Annotated in this window: 23 protein-coding genes and 2 pseudogenes; 15 read left to right on the forward strand and 10 right to left on the reverse strand. The window is 58.9% G+C overall.

Going from position 1 to position 23,013, the window contains the following annotated elements; all coding sequences use genetic code 11:
* Positions 1-249 precede the first annotated feature (249 nt).
* Positions 250-798 (forward strand): RNA polymerase factor sigma-70, encoded by a 549-nt coding sequence (locus CKW19_RS25040; protein WP_095060741.1) that lies wholly within the window; start codon positions 250-252, stop codon positions 796-798.
* Between the two features lie 63 nt (positions 799-861).
* Here CKW19_RS25040 and CKW19_RS25045 read toward each other — a convergent pair.
* The 3 genes and pseudogenes from CKW19_RS25045 to CKW19_RS25055 all read right to left on the reverse strand — a co-directional run.
* A pseudogene (locus tag CKW19_RS25045) lies at positions 862-1,500 on the reverse strand (GNAT family N-acetyltransferase); the annotation flags it as partial.
* Positions 1,501-1,614: 114 nt separating this feature from the next.
* On the reverse strand, positions 1,615-2,433 hold the full coding sequence (locus CKW19_RS25050; protein ID WP_095060743.1) for an ABC transporter substrate-binding protein: 819 nt from the start codon (positions 2,431-2,433) through the stop codon (positions 1,615-1,617).
* 91 nt (positions 2,434-2,524) lie between these two features.
* Positions 2,525-3,151: a TetR/AcrR family transcriptional regulator gene (locus tag CKW19_RS25055; protein ID WP_095060744.1), complete on the reverse strand. Its 627-nt coding sequence runs from the start codon at positions 3,149-3,151 to the stop codon at positions 2,525-2,527.
* Positions 3,152-3,329: 178 nt separating this feature from the next.
* Between CKW19_RS25055 and CKW19_RS25060 the strand changes: the two genes are divergently transcribed.
* The 8 genes from CKW19_RS25060 to CKW19_RS25095 all read left to right on the forward strand — a co-directional run bounded on the left by CKW19_RS25060 (position 3,330) and on the right by CKW19_RS25095 (position 12,677).
* A complete protein-coding gene (locus CKW19_RS25060; protein ID WP_095060745.1) occupies positions 3,330-5,132 on the forward strand; it encodes an acyclic terpene utilization AtuA family protein in 1,803 nt (600 codons plus the stop codon).
* A 12-nt stretch (positions 5,133-5,144) separates the two neighbouring features.
* On the forward strand, positions 5,145-6,014 hold the full coding sequence (locus CKW19_RS25065) for an SDR family oxidoreductase (protein WP_095060746.1): 870 nt from the start codon (positions 5,145-5,147) through the stop codon (positions 6,012-6,014).
* Positions 6,015-6,017: 3 nt separating this feature from the next.
* Positions 6,018-7,634 carry a geranyl-CoA carboxylase subunit beta gene (atuC, locus tag CKW19_RS25070; protein WP_095060748.1) on the forward strand — a complete coding sequence of 539 codons (1,617 nt, stop codon included), beginning with the start codon at positions 6,018-6,020 and terminating at the stop codon, positions 7,632-7,634.
* A 25-nt stretch (positions 7,635-7,659) separates the two neighbouring features.
* Positions 7,660-8,817 carry a citronellyl-CoA dehydrogenase gene (gene atuD, locus CKW19_RS25075; protein ID WP_095060750.1) on the forward strand — a complete coding sequence of 386 codons (1,158 nt, stop codon included), beginning with the start codon at positions 7,660-7,662 and terminating at the stop codon, positions 8,815-8,817.
* A complete protein-coding gene (locus tag CKW19_RS25080) occupies positions 8,814-9,611 on the forward strand; it encodes an enoyl-CoA hydratase/isomerase family protein (protein WP_095060752.1) in 798 nt (265 codons plus the stop codon). Before atuD ends, CKW19_RS25080 begins: the two co-directional genes overlap by 4 nt.
* A 117-nt stretch (positions 9,612-9,728) precedes the next feature.
* Complete coding sequence (locus CKW19_RS25085) at positions 9,729-11,690, forward strand: acetyl/propionyl/methylcrotonyl-CoA carboxylase subunit alpha (RefSeq protein ID WP_095060754.1); 1,962 nt, start codon at positions 9,729-9,731, stop codon at positions 11,688-11,690.
* Between the two features lie 70 nt (positions 11,691-11,760).
* Positions 11,761-12,303, forward strand: coding sequence for an exonuclease domain-containing protein (locus tag CKW19_RS25090; RefSeq protein WP_095060756.1), 543 nt, complete (start codon positions 11,761-11,763; stop codon positions 12,301-12,303).
* 89 nt (positions 12,304-12,392) lie between these two features.
* Entirely contained in the window at positions 12,393-12,677 is a 285-nt protein-coding gene (locus tag CKW19_RS25095) for a pyrimidine/purine nucleoside phosphorylase (protein WP_007940055.1), read from the forward strand.
* Positions 12,678-12,749: 72 nt separating this feature from the next.
* Here the strand turns inward: CKW19_RS25095 and CKW19_RS25100 are convergent, their stop codons facing one another.
* Together CKW19_RS25100 and CKW19_RS25105 are read right to left on the reverse strand one after the other, a co-directional pair.
* Positions 12,750-13,556 (reverse strand): MOSC domain-containing protein, encoded by an 807-nt coding sequence (locus CKW19_RS25100; RefSeq protein WP_095060758.1) that lies wholly within the window; start codon positions 13,554-13,556, stop codon positions 12,750-12,752.
* A gap of 171 nt (positions 13,557-13,727) precedes the next feature.
* A complete protein-coding gene (locus CKW19_RS25105; RefSeq protein ID WP_095060760.1) occupies positions 13,728-14,663 on the reverse strand; it encodes a chemotaxis protein CheV in 936 nt (311 codons plus the stop codon).
* Positions 14,664-15,094: 431 nt separating this feature from the next.
* On the opposite strand from CKW19_RS25105, the gene CKW19_RS25110 reads away from it, so the two are divergent.
* The 3 genes from CKW19_RS25110 to CKW19_RS25120 all read left to right on the forward strand — a co-directional run bounded on the left by CKW19_RS25110 (position 15,095) and on the right by CKW19_RS25120 (position 17,569).
* A complete protein-coding gene (locus CKW19_RS25110) occupies positions 15,095-15,565 on the forward strand; it encodes a hypothetical protein (RefSeq protein ID WP_095060762.1) in 471 nt (156 codons plus the stop codon).
* Positions 15,566-16,019: 454 nt separating this feature from the next.
* On the forward strand, positions 16,020-16,913 hold the full coding sequence (locus CKW19_RS25115; RefSeq protein WP_095060764.1) for a sensor histidine kinase: 894 nt from the start codon (positions 16,020-16,022) through the stop codon (positions 16,911-16,913).
* Positions 16,910-17,569 carry a response regulator transcription factor gene (locus CKW19_RS25120; protein ID WP_095060767.1) on the forward strand — a complete coding sequence of 220 codons (660 nt, stop codon included), beginning with the start codon at positions 16,910-16,912 and terminating at the stop codon, positions 17,567-17,569. The genes CKW19_RS25115 and CKW19_RS25120 overlap by 4 nt, the downstream gene beginning before the upstream one ends.
* Here the strand turns inward: CKW19_RS25120 and yegS are convergent.
* The gene (gene yegS / locus CKW19_RS25125; RefSeq protein ID WP_095060769.1) at positions 17,553-18,470 is read right to left on the reverse strand and encodes a lipid kinase YegS; all 918 of its coding nucleotides are present in this window, start codon (positions 18,468-18,470) and stop codon (positions 17,553-17,555) included. The two genes, CKW19_RS25120 and yegS, sit on opposite strands and share 17 nt — an antisense overlap.
* A 263-nt stretch (positions 18,471-18,733) precedes the next feature.
* Between yegS and CKW19_RS25130 the strand changes: the two genes are divergently transcribed.
* Complete coding sequence (locus CKW19_RS25130) at positions 18,734-19,006, forward strand: hypothetical protein (RefSeq protein ID WP_095060783.1); 273 nt, start codon at positions 18,734-18,736, stop codon at positions 19,004-19,006.
* 62 nt (positions 19,007-19,068) lie between these two features.
* Here CKW19_RS25130 and glp read toward each other — a convergent pair whose 3' ends face one another.
* Positions 19,069-20,295, reverse strand: a complete 1,227-nt coding sequence (glp, locus tag CKW19_RS25135) for a gephyrin-like molybdotransferase Glp (RefSeq protein WP_095060771.1) — start codon at positions 20,293-20,295, stop codon at positions 19,069-19,071.
* Positions 20,279-20,818, reverse strand: a complete 540-nt coding sequence (moaB, locus tag CKW19_RS25140; RefSeq protein WP_095060773.1) for a molybdenum cofactor biosynthesis protein B — start codon at positions 20,816-20,818, stop codon at positions 20,279-20,281. The genes glp and moaB overlap by 17 nt, the downstream gene beginning before the upstream one ends.
* An 81-nt stretch (positions 20,819-20,899) precedes the next feature.
* Between moaB and mobA the strand changes: the two genes are divergently transcribed.
* Positions 20,900-21,502, forward strand: coding sequence for a molybdenum cofactor guanylyltransferase MobA (mobA, locus tag CKW19_RS25145; protein ID WP_095060775.1), 603 nt, complete (start codon positions 20,900-20,902; stop codon positions 21,500-21,502).
* A 78-nt stretch (positions 21,503-21,580) separates the two neighbouring features.
* The gene (locus tag CKW19_RS25150) at positions 21,581-21,802 is read left to right on the forward strand and encodes a YgdI/YgdR family lipoprotein (protein WP_095060777.1); all 222 of its coding nucleotides are present in this window, start codon (positions 21,581-21,583) and stop codon (positions 21,800-21,802) included.
* A 51-nt stretch (positions 21,803-21,853) separates the two neighbouring features.
* On the opposite strand, the pseudogene CKW19_RS25155 reads toward CKW19_RS25150, so the two are convergent.
* Positions 21,854-22,072 (reverse strand): annotated as a pseudogene (locus CKW19_RS25155) (IS4 family transposase); the annotation flags it as partial.
* Positions 22,073-22,307: 235 nt separating this feature from the next.
* Positions 22,308-22,769 (reverse strand): glycine zipper domain-containing protein, encoded by a 462-nt coding sequence (locus tag CKW19_RS25160; RefSeq protein WP_095060779.1) that lies wholly within the window; start codon positions 22,767-22,769, stop codon positions 22,308-22,310.
* Between the last annotated feature and the right edge of the window lie 244 nt (positions 22,770-23,013).

A 23,013-nucleotide genomic window follows, 5' to 3' on the forward strand; every position in this document is an offset into this window, starting at 1 on the left:
GGGACAGTTGCCCGGGTCCATTCACCAATGAGAACGGATGACGTTCTGAAATAATTAGTCGCCAAGCCTGGACGCCAGACGGGCCGGCCTGCGTCAGCGTGTCGCAGTTCTCACTCTGCACCTTTGTAGCGCATTAGTTCTTCTTCTCATTTGACAATCATTATCATTAAGCCTAATTTGTCGCTCGATGTGTAGGACGGCCCCCGGTTTACCCCGTCCCACAAACCTTTTGGCAGCAGGGTGATTTCCATGATGGAACCAGTGTCCACAAGCAGGTGCGATACACCGCTACTTCAGGCTTTTGTCGATAATCGATTAATTCTGGTGAAGATCGCAGCGCGAATTACCGGCTGCCGCTCCCGTGCCGAAGATGTCGTGCAGGACGCCTTCTTCCGCTTGCAATCAGCGCCGCAAATCACCAGTTCGATCAAGGCGCAGCTCAGCTATCTGTTCCAGATCGTGCGTAACCTGGCGATCGATCACTACCGCAAGCAGGCGCTGGAGCAGAAGTATTCCGGGCCTGAAGAGGAAGGCCTGAACGTGGTGATTCAAGGCGCATCACCGGAAACGTCGCACATCAACTTCTCGACCCTGGAACACATCGCCGATGCGCTGACGGAGCTGCCGAGCCGCACCCGCTATGCCTTCGAGATGTACCGCTTGCACGGCGTGCCGCAAAAAGATATCGCCAAGGAATTGGGTGTTTCGCCGACCCTGGTGAACTTCATGATTCGTGATGCCTTGGTGCATTGCCGCAAGGTGTCGGTCAGTCGTGGTGAGTCTTCTGCCCGCCACTGAATAAAAGATCGCAGCCTTCGGTCCACGTCTGCAGGCGCTGCCGAAGGCTGCGATCTTTTACTTCTACGCTAATTCGCACCGATCAAAAAAAACCTCACGCCCCAACACCATCAAGGCCGCGCGCTTGTGCGGGAAGTCGAATTCTTTTTCGCAGCGGAAACCTTGATCCTGCATGTAACCGATCATCTTCGCGTTATCGGCGCGAGGTTCGGCGACGACCCGCTGCGTGCGCGGATCATCGAGAAAAAGGTAATGAACCAGCGCCGATAACCAGCTCACCACCTTGTGCGGTCCACGGTGATTTTCCTCGCCCACCAGCATGTGAATGCCACGGTCGTAATCGGCTGCGTCATAGAACGGCGCAATGCGATCTTCCTTGGCCCAGTAGGCTTCGAAATAGGCAAACGGCTGGTCGTCAAAGCAGCCAATCAACGTCAGGGTATGGGGATCGGCTTCGAGTTTGCTCAGGTAATCGCGATGCTGTTCGAGGCTGCCCTCCTCCTGCCAGAAACTCGCGACACGCGGGTTGTTCTGCCAACAATTGAAACGCACCAGATCCTGTTCGATGTCCAATGTGCGCAGGGACACCCACATGCCCAAACGCGCATCGAAGCGGCGATAGACTTCACCATCGGGTTTGACCGGCCGTAGAGGATGTCGCTTGCCAGCGCTCACGATCATTTGCTGCGGACAGCTGCCGGTCGGCAAGTGCAGGGCGTTGAGGTCATTCAAATTGGGCATGGGTCGGGCTCGCGATAATCGTCGACAGTTCAACGATGTGACGTGAGCCGCAGGGGAAAATTTAGGGGAAGTCCGTCAGTTCGCGACTGTGGGGGCCTTTTCAGCGGGAGGGATCGGTACCACCACAATCTTGTACGGGCCGAAGATCTTCAGCATCTGGCCATTCTCGCGCAGGGCTTGCAGCAAGTTGCCGAAGGTCTCGCCGCTGATGGGCGCTGCCGGACGCAGAATGGCGTAGTGGTGATAGATCTGGTCGACGCGCTCGGACACCAGCAACTGTTCGGCGACATGATCGTTGCGCAAAAAATAATCGCTCAGGTATGAGCGCGTCAGCAGTGCAATGTCGGCGCGCCCGCGCAATACCATCAACAGATTGCTGTCGTGGGAATAGGTCAGCGTGGCCTTGTAGTTTTTCGCAAGGTACTGGGGGTCGGCATTGAAATTGGCGAATTCATAATGATAGCCGCTGAACAACGCCAGACGTTTGCCGGTCAGGTCGGCAAAGTAGTTTTGCTGTCGATCGAGCTGGCGTTGCGCGACAAAGACCTCGGCATCTTCCAGCCCCATGTCGACGGCGACGTGGGGAACACTGTCCCAACCCCAGGCGGGATTTTCGAAGATTGCCATGTCGATCCGGCCCTGCAGGAAATCACCGAAACGCCGGGGGATGGAGGTGGGCACCACCACGAACTGGTAGTCGGTTTGTGAAGCGTTGAGCGCCTGGATCAGTTGCGGCAGCAATCCCGTGTCGGCCCCGGACTCCGGGCGTACGGTGTAAGGCGGAAAGTGAGCGGCACCCACGCGCACCAGTTGTGCGGCCTGGGATGGCATCATCGTTAATGCCGCAAGCGTCACCAGCAAAAGCCGCGAGACTGTCCGGATTGGCAACCCCATCAAAACAACCCACTCCCCGATAAAACAGCATCAATGCATTAAAACCAGGCGTTCCGTCCAATTAGCCAGCATTTGGCCAGCCATTACAAGCTTATTGCTTCCCCTCAAGTACAAGAATCAACGCCTCTTCGGCCAATTGATCGAGGCTCATGCTGCCATCGGCGCGAAACCAGGTCGTGGTCCAGGACAAGGCCCCGGTCAGAAACCGTCGCGTGATGAACACATCACCCCGGATAAACCCGGCGCTCTTGGCCTCACCCAGCACTTGCAACCAGATGTCTTCGTAAATATCCCGCAGCGCCAGTACCTTGGCCTGGCCGTCCTCGGACAGCGACCGCCATTCGTAGACCAGCACCGCCATGGCCTCGCCGCTGCCGCCCATGATCGACTGCAATTCACAGCGAATCAGCGCCAACACCTGCTCGCGCACACTGCCGGCCTCGGCGATGGCCGCGCGCATCAACGCGGTGTTGTAGCGAATGGTTTCCTCCATCACTGCCCGCAGGATTTCGTCCTTGCTCTTGAAGTGATGAAAAATGCTTCCGGACTGAATGCCCACAGCGCCGGCCAGGTCGCGTACCGTCGTGCGTTCATAGCCTTTATTGCGGAACAGATGAGCCGCCACTTGCAGCAGCTTGCCACGGGCGCTGTCCGGATCGGTCAACTGGCCGCTGTCGACCAATTCGCGCATGACGCTCAGGGCTTTTTGCTCGTCCACGCATTCTCTCCTACAGTCGATCAATCCGATACGCCGATCCCCCTGAAACATTGGGGTTGCGCGGGCAATTTAAGCTGACGGCCGCAACCAAGCAAGCGCTTGGGAAGAAGAAACATTCGAGGATTTACAAACCAAGCGCTTGCTTGGTAATGTCGCTGCACTTCGGTTGGAGGTGGCTATGCAACGGACTACGCCTGAAACGATTCGCATTGGTTGCGCCAGCGCCTTCTGGGGCGACACCTCGACCGCGGCCGCGCAACTGGTGGAGCACGGGCACCTGGACTATCTGGTCTTTGATTACCTGGCAGAAATCACGATGTCGATCATGGCCGGTGCCCGCATGAAAGACCCTCAGGCGGGTTATGCAGGCGACTTCATCGAGGTCCTCAGCCCTCTGCTCCAACGGCTTGCCGAACAAAACATCCGCGTCATCAGCAATGCCGGCGGGGTCAATCCACAGGCGTGTGCCGCCGCCCTGCAAGCCGCCTGCGACAAGGCCGGCGTGACGCTGAAAATTGCCGTGCTGCTGGGGGATGACCTGCAACCGCAGTTCAAGCAACTGGGCAGCCTGGGCATTCATGAAATGTTCAACGGCGCGCCATTGCCGCCGATGTGCGTGTCAACCAACGCCTACCTCGGTGCGCCGGGCATCGTCGAGGCCTTGCGCCTGGGGGCGGACATCGTCATCACCGGCCGCGTGGTCGACAGCGCCGTGGTCAGCGCCGCGCTGGTGCATGAGTTCGGCTGGTCGTGGCACGACTACGACAAACTGGCCCAGGCCGCGCTGGCCGGGCATATCATCGAATGTGGCGCCCAGTGCACCGGCGGCAACTTTACCGATTGGCGCGACGTGCCCGATTACGAGCACATCGGCTTCCCGATCGTCGAGGTCAGCGCCGACAGCCAATTTGTCGTCAGCAAACCGGAAGGCTCCGGCGGGTTGATCACGCCGCTGACCGTTGGCGAACAAATGCTCTATGAGATCGGTGACCCACGGGCCTATCTGCTGCCCGATGTGGTCTGCGATTTCACTCAAGTAAAACTACAGCAACAGGGCAAGAACGCGGTCCGGGTCCACGGCGCAAAAGGCTTGCCGCCGACCGCTCAGTACAAGGTCAGCGCGACGTATCCGGACGGCTTTCGCTGCACCGCCAGTTGTCTGATCGCCGGTATCGATGCGCACGACAAGGCCCGGCGGGTCAGCGACGCAATCATCAACAAGACCTCGGACATGTTCAGTCAACGCGGTTGGGCACCGTACAGCGAAGTGAATATCGAACTGCTCGGCAGCGAGGCCACTTATGGCCCCCACGGCCAGCGCCGGGACACTCGCGAAGTGGTGATCAAGCTCGCGGTGCGTCATCCGAACAAGCAGGCGTTGATCATGTTCTCTCGGGAAATTGCTCAGGCCGCTACCGGCATGGCGCCGGGGCTGACCGGGATTGTCGGTGGCCGGCCGACGGTGTATCCGCTGATCCGGCTGTTCTCGTTCCTGATCGACAAAACCGCCTGCACGCTGGACATTGATTTCATGGGCCGTCGTCACCCGTGTGCCTTGCCCGCCCTGGACGCGCTCGACACCCACGACCTGCCCATACCGGTCGAGCCACCCAAACCCGATGGTCGCGCCGACGCCAGCGTGGCCTTGATCAAACTCGCGGTCGCGCGCTCCGGCGACAAGGGCAATCACAGCAACATCGGCGTCATGGCCCGTGATCCAGAATACCTGCCGTGGATCGCCGAAGCCTTGACCCCGGAAGTGATCGTCGACTGGATGAGCCATGTCCTCGACCCGATTTTCGGGCGAGTCGAACGCTGGTATTTGCCCGCCAGCCACAGCCTGAATTTTCTGCTGGAGAACGCCCTCGGTGGCGGTGGCATCGCCAGCCTGCGGATCGACCCGCAAGGCAAGGCCTTCGCCCAGCAATTGCTGGAAATCCAGATTCCGGTGCCGCAGCGCATCGCCGACCAGGTCAACTAGAGGACTGCCGCCATGGCCTACGATTCGATTTTCAAAGCCGATCTGTTTGCTGGCCAAAACATCATTGTCACCGGTGGCGGCAGTGGCATCGGTCGTTGCACCGCCCACGAACTGGCCGCTCTCGGCGCCCATGTTCTGCTGATCGGACGCAAGGCCGACAAACTCAAAAGTGTCGCAACGGAAATCGTCGAAGACGGTGGCAAGGCGGATTGGGCGACTTGCGACATTCGCGACGAAGAAGCGGTTACGCATCTGGTCAGTGAACTGATCCGCCAGCATGGCCCCATTCATGGACTGGTCAATAACGCTGGTGGGCAGTACCCATCGCCCCTGGCCTCGATCAATCAAAAGGGTTTCGAAACCGTGATGCGCACCAACCTGGTGGGCGGTTTCCTGATGGCCCGGGAAGTGTTCAACCAGTCCATGAGCAAGCACGGCGGCGCCATCGTCAACATGCTGGCCGACATGTGGGGCGGCATGCCCGGCATGGGGCACTCCGGCGCAGCACGTTCGGGCATGGACAACCTGACCAAGACCGCCGCGTTCGAATGGGGTTATGCCGGGGTGCGGGTCAATGCCGTGGCACCGGGCTGGATTGCCTCCAGCGGCATGGACACCTATGAAGGCGCGTTCAAAGCCGTGATCCCGACCTTGCGTGAACACGTGCCGCTCAAACGCATCGGGACAGAATCGGAAGTCAGCGCCGCGATTGTTTTCCTCCTCAGCCCGGCCGCAGCGTTCGTCAGCGGCAGCACGTTGCGCATCGACGGTGCCGCCAGCCTTGGCGGGCGTGCCTGGCCGATCCACAAGGCGACTAACAGTGAGTCTTACAACGGTTTCCACCGCGCCTACCTTCCCGATGTCCTCAAGGACAAGGAATAACCCATGCCGGTGATTCAGTCGCAACTCGATCCCCATAGTGAACAGTTCGCCCAGAACCGTGCGGCGATGCTGAGCGCGATAGAGCAGGTGCGCACACTTGAACAGAACCTGCTGAGCAAGGCTGCCGAGGCCAAGCCGAAATTCGAGAAACGCGGTCAGCTGTTGCCCCGGGAACGCCTCAATCTTTTGCTGGACCCTGGCGCGCCGTTCCTCGAGTTGGCGAGTCTGGCCGGTTTCAAGCTGCACGATGACAAGGACGGCAACTCCGCCGGTGGCGGCCTGATCGCCGGTATCGGCTACGTCTCGGGTGTGCGGGTACTGGTGGTGGCGAACAACAGCGCGATCAAGGGTGGAACCATCTCCCCCAGCGGTCTGAAAAAATCCCTGCGCCTGCAACAGATCGCCATGGAAAACAAACTGCCAGTGATCACCCTTGCCGAAAGCGGCGGCGCCAACCTCAATTACGCAGCGGAGATTTTCGTCGAAGGCGCGCGCAGCTTTGCCAACCAGGCGCGGATGTCGGCGATGGGCCTGCCACAGATCACCGTGGTGCACGGTTCAGCCACCGCTGGCGGCGCTTATCAACCCGGTTTGTCGGACTACGTGGTGGTGGTGCGCGGCAAGGCCAAGTTGTTTTTGGCCGGCCCGCCGCTGTTGAAGGCCGCCACCGGCGAAGTCGCGACGGATGAGGAACTGGGCGGCGCCGAGATGCACGCGCAAACCGCCGGCACCGCCGAGTACCTGGCGGAAAACGACGCCGACGGTGTGCGTCAGGTGCGCGAGATCGTCAGCCTGCTGTCATGGAACGATCAACTGCCCTGGTTACCTGAACCACAATGGGCAGAGCCGCTCTACCCCATCGACGAACTGCTGGGGCTGATCCCGGACGACCCGAAAAAACCTTACGACGTGCGCGAAATCATTGCCCGCATTGCCGATGGCTCGAACTTCCTCGACTTCAAGGTCGAGTTCGATCAGCAGACCGTCTGCGGTCACCTGAAAATCCAGGGACGGACCTGTGGTTTCATCGGCAACAACGGCCCGATCACGCCCAAAGGGGCGAGCAAGGCAGCGCAATTCATTCAGCTGTGCGACCAGAGCCAGACACCGCTGCTGTTTTTCCACAACACCACCGGGTTCATGGTCGGCACCGAATCGGAACAGCAAGGCGTGATCAAGCATGGCGCCAAGATGATACAAGCGGTGGCCAACGCCCGTGTGCCCAAACTGACCGTCGTCGTCGGTGGCTCCTATGGTGCCGGTAACTATGCGATGTGCGGGCGCGGCCTCGACCCGCGCTTCATCTTCGCCTGGCCCAACAGCCGCACTGCGGTGATGGGCGGTGCCCAGGCAGGCAAGGTGCTGCGCATCGTCACCGAGGCCAAACAAGCCAAGGATGGCCTGGTGCCCGACCCGAAAGTGCTCGACATGCTCGAACAGGCCGCCGCGCAGAAACTCGACAGCCAGTCCACGGCGCTTTACGGCAGCGCCAATCTGTGGGACGACGGTTTGATCGACCCACGGGATACCCGAACGCTGCTCGGCTACTTGCTGGATATCTGTCACGAGGCCGAAGTGCGGTCACTCCAAACCAACAGTTTTGGCGTTTCGCGTTTTTGAATTGATCGTCAGGAGAACAATAAAAATGATCTTCACCCAGGAACACGAAGCACTGCGCCGCACGGTTCGCCAATTCGTCGAGCACGAGATCAATCCGCACGTCGACGAATGGGAAAAAGCCGGACGCTTTCCGATCCACGAGATTTTCCGCAAGGCCGGCGACCTTGGTTTGCTGGGCATTTCCAAACCGGAAAAATTCGGTGGTATGGGACTCGACTACAGCTATTCGATCGTCGCTGCCGAAGAGTTCGGCACCATCCATTGCGGCGGCATCCCGATGTCCATCGGCGTGCAGACCGACATGTGCACCCCGGCCCTGGCCCGTTTCGGCTCCGATGAGTTGCGTGATGAGTTCCTGCGCCCGGCCATCAGCGGCGAACAGGTCGGCTGCATCGGCGTTTCCGAAGTCGGTGCGGGTTCCGACGTGGCCGGGCTGAAAACCAGTGCGCGCAAGGACGGCGACGACTACGTGATCAACGGCAGCAAGATGTGGATCACCAACTCACCCAGCGCTGATTTCATCTGCCTGCTGGCGAACACATCGGACGACAAACCGCACATCAACAAGTCGTTGATCATGGTGCCGATGAACGCGCCGGGCATCAGCCTCAGCTCGAACCTGGACAAACTCGGCATGCGCAGTTCGGAAACCGCCCAGGTGTTTTTCGACAACGTGCGCGTACCGCAGCGCAACCGCATCGGCCATGAAGGCGCGGGTTTCATGATGCAAATGCTGCAATTCCAGGAGGAACGCCTGTTTGGCGCCGCCAACATGATCAAGGGCCTGGAATACTGCGTCGACAGCACCATCGAGTACTGCAAGGAGCGCAAAACCTTCGGCAATGCGCTAATCGACAACCAGGTCATCCACTTCCGCCTGGCCGAACTGCAGACCGAAATCGAATGCCTGCGGGCGCTGGTCTATCAAGCCACCGAGCAATACGTCAAAGGCCAGGACGTTACGCGCCTGGCCTCCATGGCCAAGCTCAAGGCCGGACGGCTGGGCCGCGAAGTCAGCGACAGTTGCCTGCAATACTGGGGCGGCATGGGTTTCATGTGGGACAACCCGGTCGCCCGCGCCTATCGCGATGTGCGACTGGTCTCGATTGGCGGCGGTGCCGACGAAATCATGTTGGGGATCATCTGCAAACTCATGGGCATCCTGCCTGGGAGAAAGAAATGAACAACCTGCCGGTTTGCCAGACCTTGTTGTTGGAACTGCACAACGGCGTGTTGCACGTCACCCTCAACCGCCCGGAAAGTCGCAACGCCATGAGTGTGCAAATGGTCACCGAATTGCGTTCGGTGCTGGCCTCGGTCCGCGATAAACCGGGGGTTCGCGCCTTGGTGATCGGCGGCGTCGGTGGGCACTTCTGTGCCGGCGGCGATATCAAGGACATGGCCAATGCCCGCACTCAGGGTCCGAATGCCCATCGCGATCTGAACCGGGTGTTCGGTGCGCTGCTGCAAGAGATGCAACACGCGCCACAGGTGGTGATCACGATCCTGCAAGGCGCCGTGTTGGGTGGCGGTTTCGGCCTGGCCTGTGTCAGCGATATCGCCATGGCCGATCATTCGGCGCAATTCGGCCTGCCGGAAACCAGCCTCGGTCTGTTGCCCGCGCAAATTGTGCCGTTCGTGGTGCAACGCATCGGCCTGACCCAGGCCCGACGACTGGCCCTGACCGCGGCCCGTTTCGATGGGATCCAGGCTCGGAAGATGGGGTTGGTGCATTTTGTCGAACACGATCCACAGGCGTTGGCCGAGCGTCTCGACGAGGTGTTGGCCCATGTGTTGTGTTGCGCGCCAGGGGCCAACGCCGCGACCAAGAAGCTCTTGCTGGCGAGCGCCGGACAACCGACGGATGCCTTGCTGGACGAGGCTGCCGAATGGTTCAGCGAGGCGGTGACCGGGCCTGAAGGGGTCGAAGGAACGATGGCCTTCTTGCAAAAACGTAAACCGGGGTGGGCTTCTTGAAAGCATCGCTGGCAAGCCCGCTCCTACAGGTTCTGTGTGCGACATAAACCCACTGTAGGAGCTGGCTTGCCAGCGATGAGGCCCGACCAGACACCGCAACTTTCAGAGAGCCAACCCATGCCCGGACTCAAAAAAATCCTCATCGCCAACCGCGGTGAAATCGCCTGTCGCATCCAGCGCACCGCGCAGGCGCTGGGCTATCGCACCGTTGCCGTGTTCAGCGATGCCGACGCCGACGCCTTGCATGTGCAGATGGCCGACGAAGCAGTCAACATCGGCCCGGCTCCGGTGCAACAGTCTTATCTGAACATCCCGGCAATCCTCGACGCGGCACGCCGCACCGGGGCGGACGCGATCCATCCGGGTTACGGTTTTCTTTCGGAGAACGCCGGATTCGCCCGCGCCTGCCAGGCAGCCGGCCTCACCTTCATCGGCCCAAGCCCCGAAGCCATCGAATTGATGGGCAGCAAGCGCCTGTCGAAAATCGCCATGCTCGAAGCCGGTGTGCCGTGCATCAACGGCTATCAAGGTGCGCAACAGGACGACGCCACCCTGAGCCGTGAAGCCGAACGAATCGGTTATCCGCTGATGATCAAGGCCAGCGCTGGCGGCGGTGGTCGTGGCATGCGCCTGGTGCATGACGCAGGGGATTTGCTTGCGCAGATTCGCACCGCGCGCTCGGAAGCCTTGAACGGCTTTGGCAGCGATGAACTGATTCTCGAGCAGGCCTTGATCGAGACTCGTCACGTCGAGATTCAACTGTTTGGCGATCAGCACGGCAACCTGATTTACCTCGGTGAGCGCGATTGTTCGATCCAGCGCCGCCACCAGAAAGTCATCGAAGAAGCGCCCTGCCCGGTCATGACCATCGAACTGCGCCAGGCCATGGGTGAAGCCGCGCTCAAAGCCGGGCGAGCGGTGAATTACGTCGGCGCCGGCACGGTGGAGTTTCTGCTGGATGCCCGTGGCCAGTTCTACTTTCTGGAAATGAACACCCGGCTGCAAGTGGAGCACCCGGTGACCGAATTGATCACGGGATTGGACCTGGTGGCCTGGCAGTTGAACGTGGCCGAAGGGCAAGCGCTGCCATTGCGTCAGGAACAAGTGCAGCTCAACGGGCACGCCATGGAAGTGCGCTTGTACGCCGAAGATCCCGCTCAGGGATTCCTCCCGCAAACCGGATGCATCACGGGGTGGGAGCCGGGTCTGCAGGACGGTGTGCGGATCGACCATGGCTTGATCGAAGGCCAGACCATCAGCCCGTTCTACGACCCGATGCTCGGCAAGATCATCGCCCATGGCGCCACCCGCGAAGAGGCGCGGCGCAAGTTGCTGCGCGCAGTGCAAGACACCGTGCTGCTGGGCGTGCACGGCAATCAGCGCTTGCTCGCCAGCCTGCTGGAGCATCCACAATTTGCCAGCAGTGATTTCAGCACCGGGTTCATTCAGCAACATTTCGCCAACGATGCCTGCCTGCAACCGCTGGTGCCGAGCGCCGAACAACTGGCCATTGCTGCGGCGCTGCTTTATCACGCCTCGGCGATGACGCACCCTGCCCCGCTGGCCGGTTGGCGCAACAACGCCAGCGTGCCACTGCACTATCGTGTCGGTGCCGAGGATCAGGACTGGCCGGTGCAATTGCACGCCGTACCTGGCGAGCCATTGCAAATTCAAGCCGCCAGCCGCCATATCAACCTGAAGATCATTCAGTGCGACGGGCGCTGGGCCACCCTGGAAATCGACGGCATCCGTCAACGCCACGCTTATCGCCTGGAGGCCGGGCAACTCTGGTTATCCACCCGTCCGGGCAGTTTGCGCTTGGAGGATCGCACCCAGGCGCCGGTCAGCAGCCGGACCAGCATCAGCACCGGCACCCTCAAGGCGCCCATGGATGGCGCGATTGTCGATGTGCTGGTCAGCGAAGGCAGCGCTGTGAGCAAGGGGCAACTGCTGGTGGTGCTGGAAGCCATGAAAATGGAACACCCGCTCAAATCGGGTATCGACGGTGTGCTCAAGCGTTTGCAGGTGCAGGTCGGCGATCAAGTCAAAAACCGCCAGATACTGCTGGAGGTCGAATAAGCCTCTAGGCGGAACCGCCGGGTTTGGCTACGCTCAGCGCTATCAAGACGCGGATACCAGGAACCCTGCAATGCCTCACTGGCTGGTCATTGATCTGGAAGCCACCACCGATGAGGGTGGTTGGCCGATAACGGAAATGGAAATCATCGAAATCGGCGCGACCCTGGTGGACCGCAAAGGTCGGGAGCTGGATCACTTCCAGCGCTTCGTCCGGCCGTTGCGGCGGCCCTTGCTGACGCCGTTTTGCCGGGAACTCACGCACATCACCCAGGCCAACATCGATACCGCACAACCGCTGAGCGAGGTCTGGGCGGATTTTGAGCGCTGGCTTGGCCAACATCACACACACCTTGAAGGCTGGGTCAGCTGGGGCGACTACGATCGCAAACAATTGCTGCTGGAGTGGCAGCAGCTGCAACTCGCCAGCGTATTGGCCAACGTGCCCCACATGAACCTCAAGCAGCGGTTTGCCAAGGTGCGGCGGCTCGAACGTCCGCTGGGCCTCAATGGCGCCCTGCAACTGGCCGGCTTGCAGTTCACCGGCCAGCAACACCGGGCACTGGAAGATGCGCGCAATACCGCACGGCTATTGCCGCTGGTTCTTCCGCTTTAGACAGGTGACGACGCCAAGGGCCTTGTGCATACTGGCCGGCCCTTTTTAGCCCTTTTTAGCCCTTTTTAGCCCTTTTCGAGGAATCGCCCATGTTTAAAGTCAACGAGTACTTCGACGGCACCGTCAAGTCGATCGCCTTTGGCACCGCAGAAGGTCCGGCGACCATCGGCGTCATGGCTCCGGGCGAATACGAATTCGGCACCAGCCAGCGTGAAATCATGCACGTCGTGAGCGGCGCACTGACGGTCAAACTGCCGGACAGCAGCGACTGGGAAACCTTTGCCGCCGGTAGCCAGTTCAACGTGCCTGCCAACAGCAAGTTCCAGCTGAAAGTGGCTGTCGACACCGCTTACCTGTGCGAATACCGCGGCTGAAACCACGGTTTTTTTAGCGCAACAAAAAATGCCCGTGTCCTTGGACACGGGCATTTTTCATTCCTGGCACGGCTATTCGAGGATCTCTACCGGCATGCCGACTTCGAGTCGGCCATTGCCATCGTTGACCAGGTTCTGGCCAAACATCGCGCCATCTGCTGTGGAACGGTACTTCTGCAAGGTCGCAAAGGGTTCGCGATCTACACTGCGTTCGCCGGTTTCCGGGTCGATGGTGGTCAGGATGCAGCGTGAGCACGGCTTGACCACGCGGAACTCGACCTCGCCGATACGAATGCGTTTCCAGCCATCCTCGGCGAAGGCTTCGCTGCCCTCGATCACCAGATTCGGTCGAAAACGCAGCATTTCCATCGGGCGACCGACCTCCTGTGACAAGTCCTCCAAAGACGCCTGACCGATCAACAACAGCGGGAAGCCATCGGCAAACGCCACCTGATCATCATCTTTGCCGAAGCCCGCCTGAGTGGTCCGTGCGCGGTCCAGCGGCACTTGCACCAGACGTGTCGGTTGACCGATGAACTTGCTGACCCAGGCCGCCGCCGCATCACCGGCATCGGGAACACGCAAGGTGTCGCGCCAGATCGTCACGCCACGCAGTTCCGCGTCACTGCCGGGCAGCACCACGTTCATCGGTGAATGGCCGGGAGCACTGAGGGTCAAGCCGCCTTCGGCATTCCACAAGGCCGACAGCTGACTCATCTGCGCCACCGCCCGCTGGGTCAGGAAGCGCCCGCTGGACTCATCCACCAGCATCCAGCGTCGATCTCCGTCCAGCCCCAATTTGTCGAGACCGATCTGTTGCAAGGCTTCACCCCTGGCGGATTTCAACGGATAACGATAAAGCGCGCTCAAACGCAGCATAGCCGGCTCCCTGGATGGCAAAAAAGCCACCCTATACGAGCTTGCTCGACGAATCAAAGAGCAAAAACCTGTAGGAGCGAGCTTGCTCGCGATGGTGTATCAGTTACATCCCTGCCGGATGTGCCGACGCGATCGCGAGCAAGCTCGCTCCAACAGTGGTCGAGGACTTGATCAGGCCGGAACTTCGTCAAGCATCAGACGCTGACGCACCACGTCGACGAGTTTGTCCGGCTGGAATTTGGACAGGAAGTTATCGCAGCCGACTTTCTTCACCATCGAGTCGTTGAAACTGCCGGACAACGAGGTGTGCAGCACCACATACAGCCCACGCAGACGCGGATCGTTGCGGATTTCGGTGGTCAGGCGATAGCCGTCCATTTCCGGCATTTCCGCATCGGTGAAGACCATCAGCAGTTTGTCGGTCATGTCCACGCCGGTGTCCGCCCAGGCCTTGAGCATGTTCAACGCTTTCATGCCGTCGCTGGCGATGTGCATTTTCACCCCCAACTGCCCCAGGGTGTCGCGCAATTGCGCCAGCGCCACGTTCGAGTCATCCACCAGCAACACTTCACGGCCCCGGGCGCGCTCCAGCACCGGATCGGCCAGTTTTTCACGGGACACCTTGGCGTTGTACGGCACGATCTCGGCCAGGACCTTTTCCACATCGATGATTTCCACCAGCTGATCATCGACCTTGCTGATGGCCGTCAGGTAATGCTGGCGGCCGGCGCTGGTCGGCGGCGGCAGGATGGCTTCCCAGTTCATGTTGACGATACGGTCCACACCACCGACCAGGAATGCCTGCACCGAGCGGTTGTACTCGGTCACGATGATCGTGCTGCCGGGTCCCGGCACCAACGGACGCATGCCGATGGCCTGGGACAAGTCGATGACCGGCAGTGTCTGACCACGCAGATTGACCACGCCGCACACGAAAGGATGGCGCTGGGGCATCAGGGTCAACTTCGGCAACTGCAGGACTTCTTGCACTTTAAAGACGTTGATCGCGAACAACTGGCGTCCGGCGAGACGGAACATGAGAATTTCCAGGCGATTCTCACCCACCAGTTGCGTGCGTTGGTCTACCGTGTCGAGAATGCCGGCCATCGATGACTCCAGGTCTTGTTCGGATGAATTCACTTAAGGAAGGTTATCGGCAATGTTTGCCGTAGCTTGACCCCTCTAAAATGCCACGCCCAAGCATTGATGTCACATTAACATCATGCTTTACTGGCGCCGTGATTGACCTCTGTCACCTCCGCGCCCCACGACCATCATTTGTGCATTAGGTTCCGCTGCATAAGGGATTCCCCTAGCAACAATCAGGTGCAACCTGATATTCGCAATATCCAATTGCCATTAATGTGACGCCATTCTCATTGCATGAACGGAGTCAGGCTTTTGTGTGCGATCGCAGGTAAGTGGCCAACCACCCTCTCGTCCTTCTCAGGCTGCCTCCAGGCCGGTTCAAAACCGGACTCCTTTCTCGTCGGCACACACGACACCCCCCTCATTTTAATGACGTTGTGGAGATAATCATGCCGAACGACCGTAAAGAGTGGGCTCAACGAATCCCGGAGTTTCTTGTCGAGGCTGAAACGCTCCTGGGTAAAACCGAGGAATGCCTGAGTCATTTGCAACTGATCAGCAATGACAAGGATGCCATCGACTGCATGCTCAGCAACTTGCTCAAGCTGGCCAACAGGGCTGATGCGCTGGCGTTGGCTGCCGTGTCGGAGTTCTCACTGCACATCCATGGCCTGCTGAACCACGCACAGAATCACATGAGCCTGCATGACGAGGCCCTGAGCGCACTGAAAGACTGCCTGACCCTGATTGCCTGGCAACTTGAACTCATCGACCAGACCACAGGCCAGCTCAGTCTCGACGAATCTGAACAGACGACGTTGATCGAAGCCTTTGCCTTTCAGGTCGGACACAGCCAGTTTCAACTACCCGTCAACACCAGGCCATTCACGCGCGTGTCCTACCTGGAACGGCAAGCCTGAAATCATCAACCGATGCTGGGGCGCAATGTTTTAGTGGGCGCCGATATTGGCCTGTGCGGATGTCGCTTTTAAAACCTTCCTGCATAAGCGACTGTTTGTAACTAACAGTCATTCTTTTAGCCAGTTACATTCTGTATTCCATCTAAGGTTTTGCCTGGCATTAACACAGGCATCGACCACACTTTGTCCATTATGGATCCATAAGCCAAAAGCCCCCTTTCCTGACTTCTGCATCGACCCCACGCGCGACCAACGATTTCTTAAGTGCTATTATGCCGTCCATTAGTTGACGCCAAATAATGGTAGTGTGCGTGCCGACTACACCGGCGAATCAGCTCAGGCTGATGCAAAAATAAAAAACACACCCGTTGAAGTCGACGCGTCACCAGACAAAACAGAGACTTGTCCAATTGGCTGGTCTGCCCGCAGCGAACATCCATTGGCTCCATCCGTTATGCACGCCAGCCTCAAGTCAATCGCCACGTGGCCACCCTCCGGAGAAAATGCCCGCAGGTTCACGTTGTTGCTATGCGCCTGCTCCACAGTCGGTAGTTTGTGGGCTTATAGCCTGTCCATTCGCTTGCCACTGGGTCTGTTGCTTCTCAACGTTGCCGCGCTGACCAGCGTCTGGGTGCAATACCGCCTCTCTCGCAAATCGATAAAATTCCAGCCCCAGGAACTGGCCGACCGCCTGCTGCAGGTTCAGGAAAACGAGCGTCACCGATTGAGCCGGGAATTGCATGACGACATTGGCCAACTGCTGACCGCCGCCAAACTGCAAAGTGACTGGCTCAAACGGCGGATGCCCGAAGAACTCCACGGGCAATGCTCCATCCTGTGCGACACGCTCGAAGAGACGCTGGCCAAAGTCCGTGATGTTTCGGCCATCCTCAATCCCCGGCAACTGGCCAGCCTTGGGCTGGAAGCCAGTCTGCGTGCGCACCTGCTCAAGACCCTGGCCAATACGCCGGTGCACTGGAGCCTGGAATGTCATCAGCGCCTGACCGGCATACCGGAAGAAATCGCCGTGGCGGCATTCCGTATCACCCAGGAAGCGGTCACCAACATCTTGCGGCATGCCCAAGCGAAAAATTTGCAGGTCTGCCTGCAACGTCAGCCCCAAGGCCTGATGCTACAAATCCGCGACGACGGTCTGGGGTTTTCACCTGCCTCAGATCCCGGCCGTGAAGGTCAACGGGGTATGGCCGGAATGTCGGAACGGATCGATCAATTGGGCGGCACATTGACCGTTGCCAGCGAACCGGGCAAAGGTACTCAAATCGAAGCTCTCTTCCCCTGGGCGCCTCGTGCGCTTGAACGGGCCAGTTCGAATAAGGTTATGCATTGACTTGTAACTTACTTCTGGTGGATGACCACTCGCTGATCAGGGCTGGCGTGCGCGCTCTGGTAATGGATCTTCCCGGCTATGCCGTCATTGGTGAAGCCAATGACGGGTCGCAGTTGCTTGAGCTGGTCGAGCAATTGCTTCCGGATATTGTCTTGCTGGATATTTCCATGCGGCAGACCGGAGGCCTGGAATCCTTGCAGCAGCTCAAACGCGTCCGCCCGCAAAGCAAGGTGCTGATCCTGTCCATGCACACCGACCCGGCTGTCATCATGCAGGCACTGGAATCCGGCGCCCACGGTTACCTGCTCAAGGACACAACCGCCACCGAACTCGAGCATGCTCTGGAGGCTTTGCGTAACAACGAACGCTACCTGAGCCCGGCCATCGCTCACACGGTCATCAATCAGGCGCTCACCCGACACCAGAAAAACCAGCCGGAGCCTTCCGACTCGCACAACCTGACCGCGCGCCAGCTGGAAATCCTGCGACTGATCGTTCGCGGGAAATCCACCCGGGAGATCGCCAACGGCCTGGGCTTGAGCGTCAAGACCGTCGAGACCCATCGCTCGCAGATCATGAAACGCTTGCAGATCTACGACGTGGCAGGTCTGGTGCTGTTTGCAGTGCGTGAACAAATCATCAGCCTGGACGATTAACCTCTGCATTGGCGCTTAACAGCAGCGAGGTCTCAGGCAAATGCACAAGCAGCGCCGCTGGACGCACCGAAAACCGTAGGCTATTCCCTTCCAGTGGCTCACCGTCCAGGTTGATGTAAAGCCCTTCAGACACCTTGATCTCGATCCAGGGCAACCGGGCGCGAACGAACAGGCTGTCGATGCCGAACCCCTCGGTCAACAGGTTCTTTAATGTGCCCACCACTTCCTGCGGTGCAGGCAAGATACTGATATCCAGTAATCCGTCATCCACCAGGGCTTCAGGACACAGCACCCGCCCTCCACCGGCCTGCCGTCCATTACCGATACCCAACGCCAACAGATCGCCTTGCCAGTGAAAGTCCGGTCCCTGCAACTCACCGTAAGCGGCATGCAGCTCGTTGAAGCGTGAAAGACCGGTAAACAGATAGGCCGCGCCACCGAGGATCTTTTTCAGTTCTTCCGAGGTGTTCGCCGTCACCTGACTGCCAAAGCCTCCCGTGGCCATGTTCAGAAATACCTGCCCATCGACCTCTCCCAGATCGATTGCACTCGGCGCAGACTCCAGAAGCTCCAGCGCCAAAGCGGGTTCAAGCGGGACGCCCGCCGCGCGCGCAAAATCGTTGGCAGTGCCCAGCGGCATCAGCACCAGGCTGGCCTGGGTCGGTTGCATTGCCATGGCTTCGGCGATATCACGCAAGGTGCCATCGCCGCCCCCCGCGATGATCTGCCGATAACCCGCCGCCAGTGCTTGCGTCACCATCCGCTGCGCGTCGCCGGCCTCCCAGGTCAAGCTAACCGCCAACTCCCAACCCTGTTCACGTTTGTTTGCGACAGCGGCACGCACCTCTTCGTTGAGCGCCTGCTTGCCATGCAGAATCAATAGCGCCTTGCGTTCGCTCATGCGGTGTTCCCCCGGAATGAATGCCATCTGGGAAATGTGACCTCGCCACACGCCATAAAAGTCGCCAGGTCGCGAATTAATTCCGGCGGGTAATTTTGTTCGGTATCACATTGCGGGATTTTTCTTACAAAACGTGAGGAATCGGCTCAATTGACCCAGAAAGAGGATTGGTTCACTTTGGGTCGGCGGTTTTCAGTCATCAGGACAAACACAAGGACGTGCCATTGCAAAACCAACACATCGGTTCATCGGTCATTCAGGTTATGGCGCTCGCAGAAAAACGTGCCGACCACCGGGCAGAGCCCAAAGACAGCGCAAAAGCCACTGGAGAAGTTGATATGGAACCTCGCGTCACCGAACTGGAAACACACCTCAAGTACATCCGCAGAGACATGGACGAAGTCCGGGGTGACGTCAAATCCATCAAGCATCGGCTTGCCTACTCGGCCGGAGGTACAGCGGTCGTCCTCGGGCTCCTCGGCTGGATTGCCAATAGTCGATTCGAGCAGGTCATTGCCCTGCTGCTGGCTCATTGACTCGCCATAAGTGCAAAGCCCGGCTCATTCGACCGGGCTTTGCATGTAGGGTGGAGCAGCCGTCAGCCCAATACTTCACTTAACGGAATGAAGTTCACGCTGTCACCCTGAACCAAGGTGCGCCCCTCCAGCACCTCAACCAAACCATCGGCCCACGCGGCACTGCGCAGTACGCCGGAACTCTGGTTTCTATAGATAATTGCCCGACCGTTTTCTAGGCGTCCCCGTAGATACTCACGCCGGTTACCGGCCTGTGGCCAGTCAAACCCTGCGGGCACCTGCACGTTTAGCGGCTCAACGTCTTGCACGCCCTGTCGGCGCAGGAGGTAAGGCCTGGCCAGTAACGCGAAGGTCACCAGCGTCGATGCCGGATTGCCAGGCAGACCAATCACGGGTACGCCACGAAAATGCCCGAACGTCAGTGGTTTACCGGGTTTGATCGCAAGTTTCCACAGCGTTAATTCACCTTCTTCACGCAAGGCAATGCCCAAAAAGTCGGCCTCACCTACCGATACTCCGCCTGTCGAGAGAATCAGGTCGACATCCTTCAATTCCCCCAATCGGGCGCGAGTGGTTTCCAGATTATCCGGGAGAATGCCCGCATCAATGACTTCACAGCCCAAACGCTGCAACCAGCTGCAAAGCAATACCCGATTACTGTTATAGATCTGCCCCGGCCCCAACGCTTGTCCTGGCTCAATCAACTCGTCGCCAGTGGACAACACGGCTACGCGCACTTTTCGGATGACATCAAGCTCGGCACAGCCCAAGGAGGCCGCCAATCCTTGTTCGATTGGGCCCAAACGCGTGCCTGCCGACAGAATCAGCTCACCGACCGTGGTTTCCTGGCCTTGCGGACGGATGTTCTGGCCCGGAGTCATGACTTCGGTGAAGCGCACTCGCTCATCGGCCTGAACGTCGGCGTTTTCCTGCATTTCGACACAATCGGCGCCGGCGGGAACAGGTGCGCCCGTGAAGATTCGCGCACAGGTTCCAGGCTCCAGGGGAGCGGGAGCCTGGCCGGCAAAAATCTTCTGGCTGACGGTCAACGGTTCACCCGTCCAGTCCGCCATCCTCAGCGCATAACCGTCCATGGCACTGTTGGGCCAGGGCGGCAGGTCAAGCGTCGACAGTAAATCTTCAGCCAACACTCGACCCTGCGCCTGCGCCAACGGCAAGCGTTCACGCTCGAAAATTCTTGAGGCTTCAGCCATTTCAAGCAAGCGTGCCAATGCCGCTTCGACGGGCATCAGGCTGCCGGTCTTGCCCGGCTTACCCACGGGATTCACAAGGGGCGGCCTGCTTCAAATGCGTCACGAAATTGCACGGGCGATGCCGTGAATCCAGCTGTTCGCCAAGGATGCCATCCCACCCCGTGCGCACGGCATTGGTCGAGCCCGGCAAGCAGCAGACCAGCGTGCCATTGGCCAAACCGGCCAAAGCTCGGGACTGAACGGTCGAGGTGCCAATGTCGGCCACCGATATCTGACGGAACAGTTCACCGAAACCATCCACCTGCTTGTCCAGCAAGCAGCTCACTGCTTCCGGCGTACTGTCACGTCCGGTAAATCCGGTGCCGCCGGTAATCAGCACGACTTGCACGACATCGTCGGCAATCCAGTTGGCCACTTGCGCGCGAATTTTGTAGAGGTCATCTTTGAGCAATACACGGGCAGCAAGGTGATGGCCGGCAGCGGTCAATCGGTCGACAAAAACCTGGCCGGAAGTGTCGGTTTCCAGGGTGCGGGTATCACTGACAGTCAGTACGGCGATGTTCAGCGGTGCGAAAGGCACATCAGCCTTGGCTTTCATAGGCTCGTCCAGTTGTAGGAGAAACAGCCCGGTGTTATATCACAGCGCCCCCTTTTTGCGCCGCTCCCGTGGAGACCTGCCATGACCACCAATACACATTTGCCGCCCTGCTCCATTCTGCTTCTGGCAGGTGGCCGCGGCCAACGTATGGGTGGCCAGGACAAAGGGTTACTGGACTGGCACGGCGAGCCGCTGATTACCCACTTGCATGCCAAGACCCGCGGGATGACCGATGACCTGATCATCTCCTGCAACCGCAATCTGGAGAAGTACGCGCCCTACGCCGATCAGTTGGTCCATGACGATGAAAGGGATTTCCCCGGCCCTCTGGCGGGTATCCGTGCGGGTCTGAACGCGGCTCGCCATACTCATCTGCTGGTTATGCCCTGCGACGTGCCACGTGTAGATGCGGCGCTGCTCACCAGCATGCGCGAAACCGCCAACCTGCATCCGGACAAACCGCTGATGCTGCGTCATGGCGACCATTGGGAACCGTTGTTGTGCGTGATACCGGTGACGCTCAAGGCAGCGTTCGAAGAAGCCTGGAATCAAGGTGAACGCAGCCCGGGCCGACTGATGCGCAAGCTCGGTGCAACGGCGTTGCAATGCCCCGACAATGACCCTCGACTGGCCAACCTCAACACACCGGAACTGTTGAGCACCGACTACACTGTGTCAGACTGACACTATGTGAGGAACTTGCTCGTGCCGTTTACGTCTCAAGCTCGGTAACCAAAAGAATTCCCATTCGGAGACACACCCATGACACAACGGACCCTCGCCACTTTCATGCTTGCCCTCGGCCTTGCGACCCTTGCCGGTTGCGCATCGCCATCGGTGATCACCTTGAATGACGGTCGCGAAATCCAGGCCGTCGACGCGCCACAGTACGACGATGAAACTGGCTTCTACGAATTCGAACAGCTGGATGGCAAGCAAACACGCATCAACAAGGATCAGGTTCGTACCGTCAAGGAGCTGTAATCCAGGACGAGAGATCAGATACAGAAAAGCCCGCTAGTCGCGTAATGCTGTTCACTTAAGCGGAGCAGCCTTACGGTCCACCGGAAACCGGGTCTTTGAGATCTTCACCGTCCTTGGCCTCAAAGGCCTCGGACGGTGATCCAGAAACATCCCTCCTACACCCGCCCTTAGCTCTGCCAACCGCCTTCCCGTTGCTGAAATCGGATTTGCCGCAGCCATCACGATCAGTTGAACGGCGATGTATTGGCAGGCTGACTTGAAACGGATGCCTGCATAGAAAGATCCAGCGCTGAGGCTACCCATTCAACAGGAATGTTTGAGTGAAGGTACTTAGATCAGAGAAGTTGAAAAGGTCGCCGAGGTCGAGCAGGTCTTGTTGAACAGACATAAAAAATCCGATACCAGAAGTCTGGTCTCGGATTTTCTAGGAAGCCCCGCGTGAGCTCAAATGCTTAAGTGAACAGCATTACGGCACGGGGCCGGGTTTTTGCTACTCGATACCGAGTTAGTGGTGTTTGTTTTTATGCTTGTGCTTGTGCTTATGGCCACCACCGGAATGGGAACTGCCATGATCATCGTCGTCGTTGCCCAGGTTATTGCCGACGCCACCACCCGCTGCACCGCCAAGGCCCGCACCAATGGTCGAACCCGTTGAGCCGCCGAGGCTGTTACCAATTATCGAGCCGCCTGCCGCACCTAAGCCACCGCCAATGGCTGCTTCGTTGCGACTGCCCTTATTCGCCCCGACTGCGCTCCCTGCCGCACCGCCGACACCGGCGCCGATGGCTGCGCCCGTGCTGCCGCCCAATTGGCCGCCGACGACGTTACCCAATGCACCACCCAGACCGCCGCCTACAGCAGCGGTGCCGTCATTGGCTGCCATTGCTCCTTGAGCCATCAACAGTCCAGCCACAAACGCGGACAGTGCCAAACGTTTAGTCTTTTTGCCGTTGTTAACCGGTGTCATAGGACGCCTCATGTTCTTCTGGGGTATATGGGCTTCGAGCCTTTGTTTAAAGAATCGTTCATAAAAGAAAAGGTCCGGCATTTACCCATTCAACCGGAATGTTTGAGTGAAGGTACTTAGGGATGGTCTGAAGTAGTCACGCTTTTCTGGCTGACTTCAGCCTCCGCTGATTTTGAAAACGGCGAATCGACCAAAACGATCAGATCATCCGCTTATTTCTGAGCTTTTAGCCGCCGCGAGCACC

The sequence above is a fragment of the Pseudomonas sp. Irchel s3f7 genome (genome assembly GCF_900187615.1).
Taxonomy (GTDB): domain Bacteria; phylum Pseudomonadota; class Gammaproteobacteria; order Pseudomonadales; family Pseudomonadaceae; genus Aquipseudomonas.

Coding starts and splice junctions, on each gene's coding strand:
- CKW19_RS25150 (WP_095060777.1), top strand. CDS start 21,581: ATGACACAACGGACCCTCGCCACTTTCATGCTTGCCCTCGGCCTTGCG.
- CKW19_RS25080 (WP_095060752.1), top strand. CDS start 8,814: ATGAACAACCTGCCGGTTTGCCAGACCTTGTTGTTGGAACTGCACAAC.
- CKW19_RS25085 (WP_095060754.1), top strand. CDS start 9,729: ATGCCCGGACTCAAAAAAATCCTCATCGCCAACCGCGGTGAAATCGCC.
- CKW19_RS25110 (WP_095060762.1), top strand. CDS start 15,095: ATGCCGAACGACCGTAAAGAGTGGGCTCAACGAATCCCGGAGTTTCTT.
- CKW19_RS25065 (WP_095060746.1), top strand. CDS start 5,145: ATGGCCTACGATTCGATTTTCAAAGCCGATCTGTTTGCTGGCCAAAAC.
- CKW19_RS25100 (WP_095060758.1), bottom strand. CDS start 13,556: ATGCTGCGTTTGAGCGCGCTTTATCGTTATCCGTTGAAATCCGCCAGG.
- CKW19_RS25115 (WP_095060764.1), top strand. CDS start 16,020: ATGCACGCCAGCCTCAAGTCAATCGCCACGTGGCCACCCTCCGGAGAA.
- CKW19_RS25040 (WP_095060741.1), top strand. CDS start 250: ATGATGGAACCAGTGTCCACAAGCAGGTGCGATACACCGCTACTTCAG.
- CKW19_RS25090 (WP_095060756.1), top strand. CDS start 11,761: ATGCCTCACTGGCTGGTCATTGATCTGGAAGCCACCACCGATGAGGGT.
- CKW19_RS25105 (WP_095060760.1), bottom strand. CDS start 14,663: ATGGCCGGCATTCTCGACACGGTAGACCAACGCACGCAACTGGTGGGT.
- CKW19_RS25095 (WP_007940055.1), top strand. CDS start 12,393: ATGTTTAAAGTCAACGAGTACTTCGACGGCACCGTCAAGTCGATCGCC.
- CKW19_RS25130 (WP_095060783.1), top strand. CDS start 18,734: ATGGCGCTCGCAGAAAAACGTGCCGACCACCGGGCAGAGCCCAAAGAC.
- yegS (WP_095060769.1), bottom strand. CDS start 18,470: ATGAGCGAACGCAAGGCGCTATTGATTCTGCATGGCAAGCAGGCGCTC.
- CKW19_RS25160 (WP_095060779.1), bottom strand. CDS start 22,769: ATGACACCGGTTAACAACGGCAAAAAGACTAAACGTTTGGCACTGTCC.
- mobA (WP_095060775.1), top strand. CDS start 20,900: ATGACCACCAATACACATTTGCCGCCCTGCTCCATTCTGCTTCTGGCA.
- CKW19_RS25060 (WP_095060745.1), top strand. CDS start 3,330: ATGCAACGGACTACGCCTGAAACGATTCGCATTGGTTGCGCCAGCGCC.
- atuC (WP_095060748.1), top strand. CDS start 6,018: ATGCCGGTGATTCAGTCGCAACTCGATCCCCATAGTGAACAGTTCGCC.
- moaB (WP_095060773.1), bottom strand. CDS start 20,818: ATGAAAGCCAAGGCTGATGTGCCTTTCGCACCGCTGAACATCGCCGTA.
- atuD (WP_095060750.1), top strand. CDS start 7,660: ATGATCTTCACCCAGGAACACGAAGCACTGCGCCGCACGGTTCGCCAA.
- CKW19_RS25050 (WP_095060743.1), bottom strand. CDS start 2,433: ATGGGGTTGCCAATCCGGACAGTCTCGCGGCTTTTGCTGGTGACGCTT.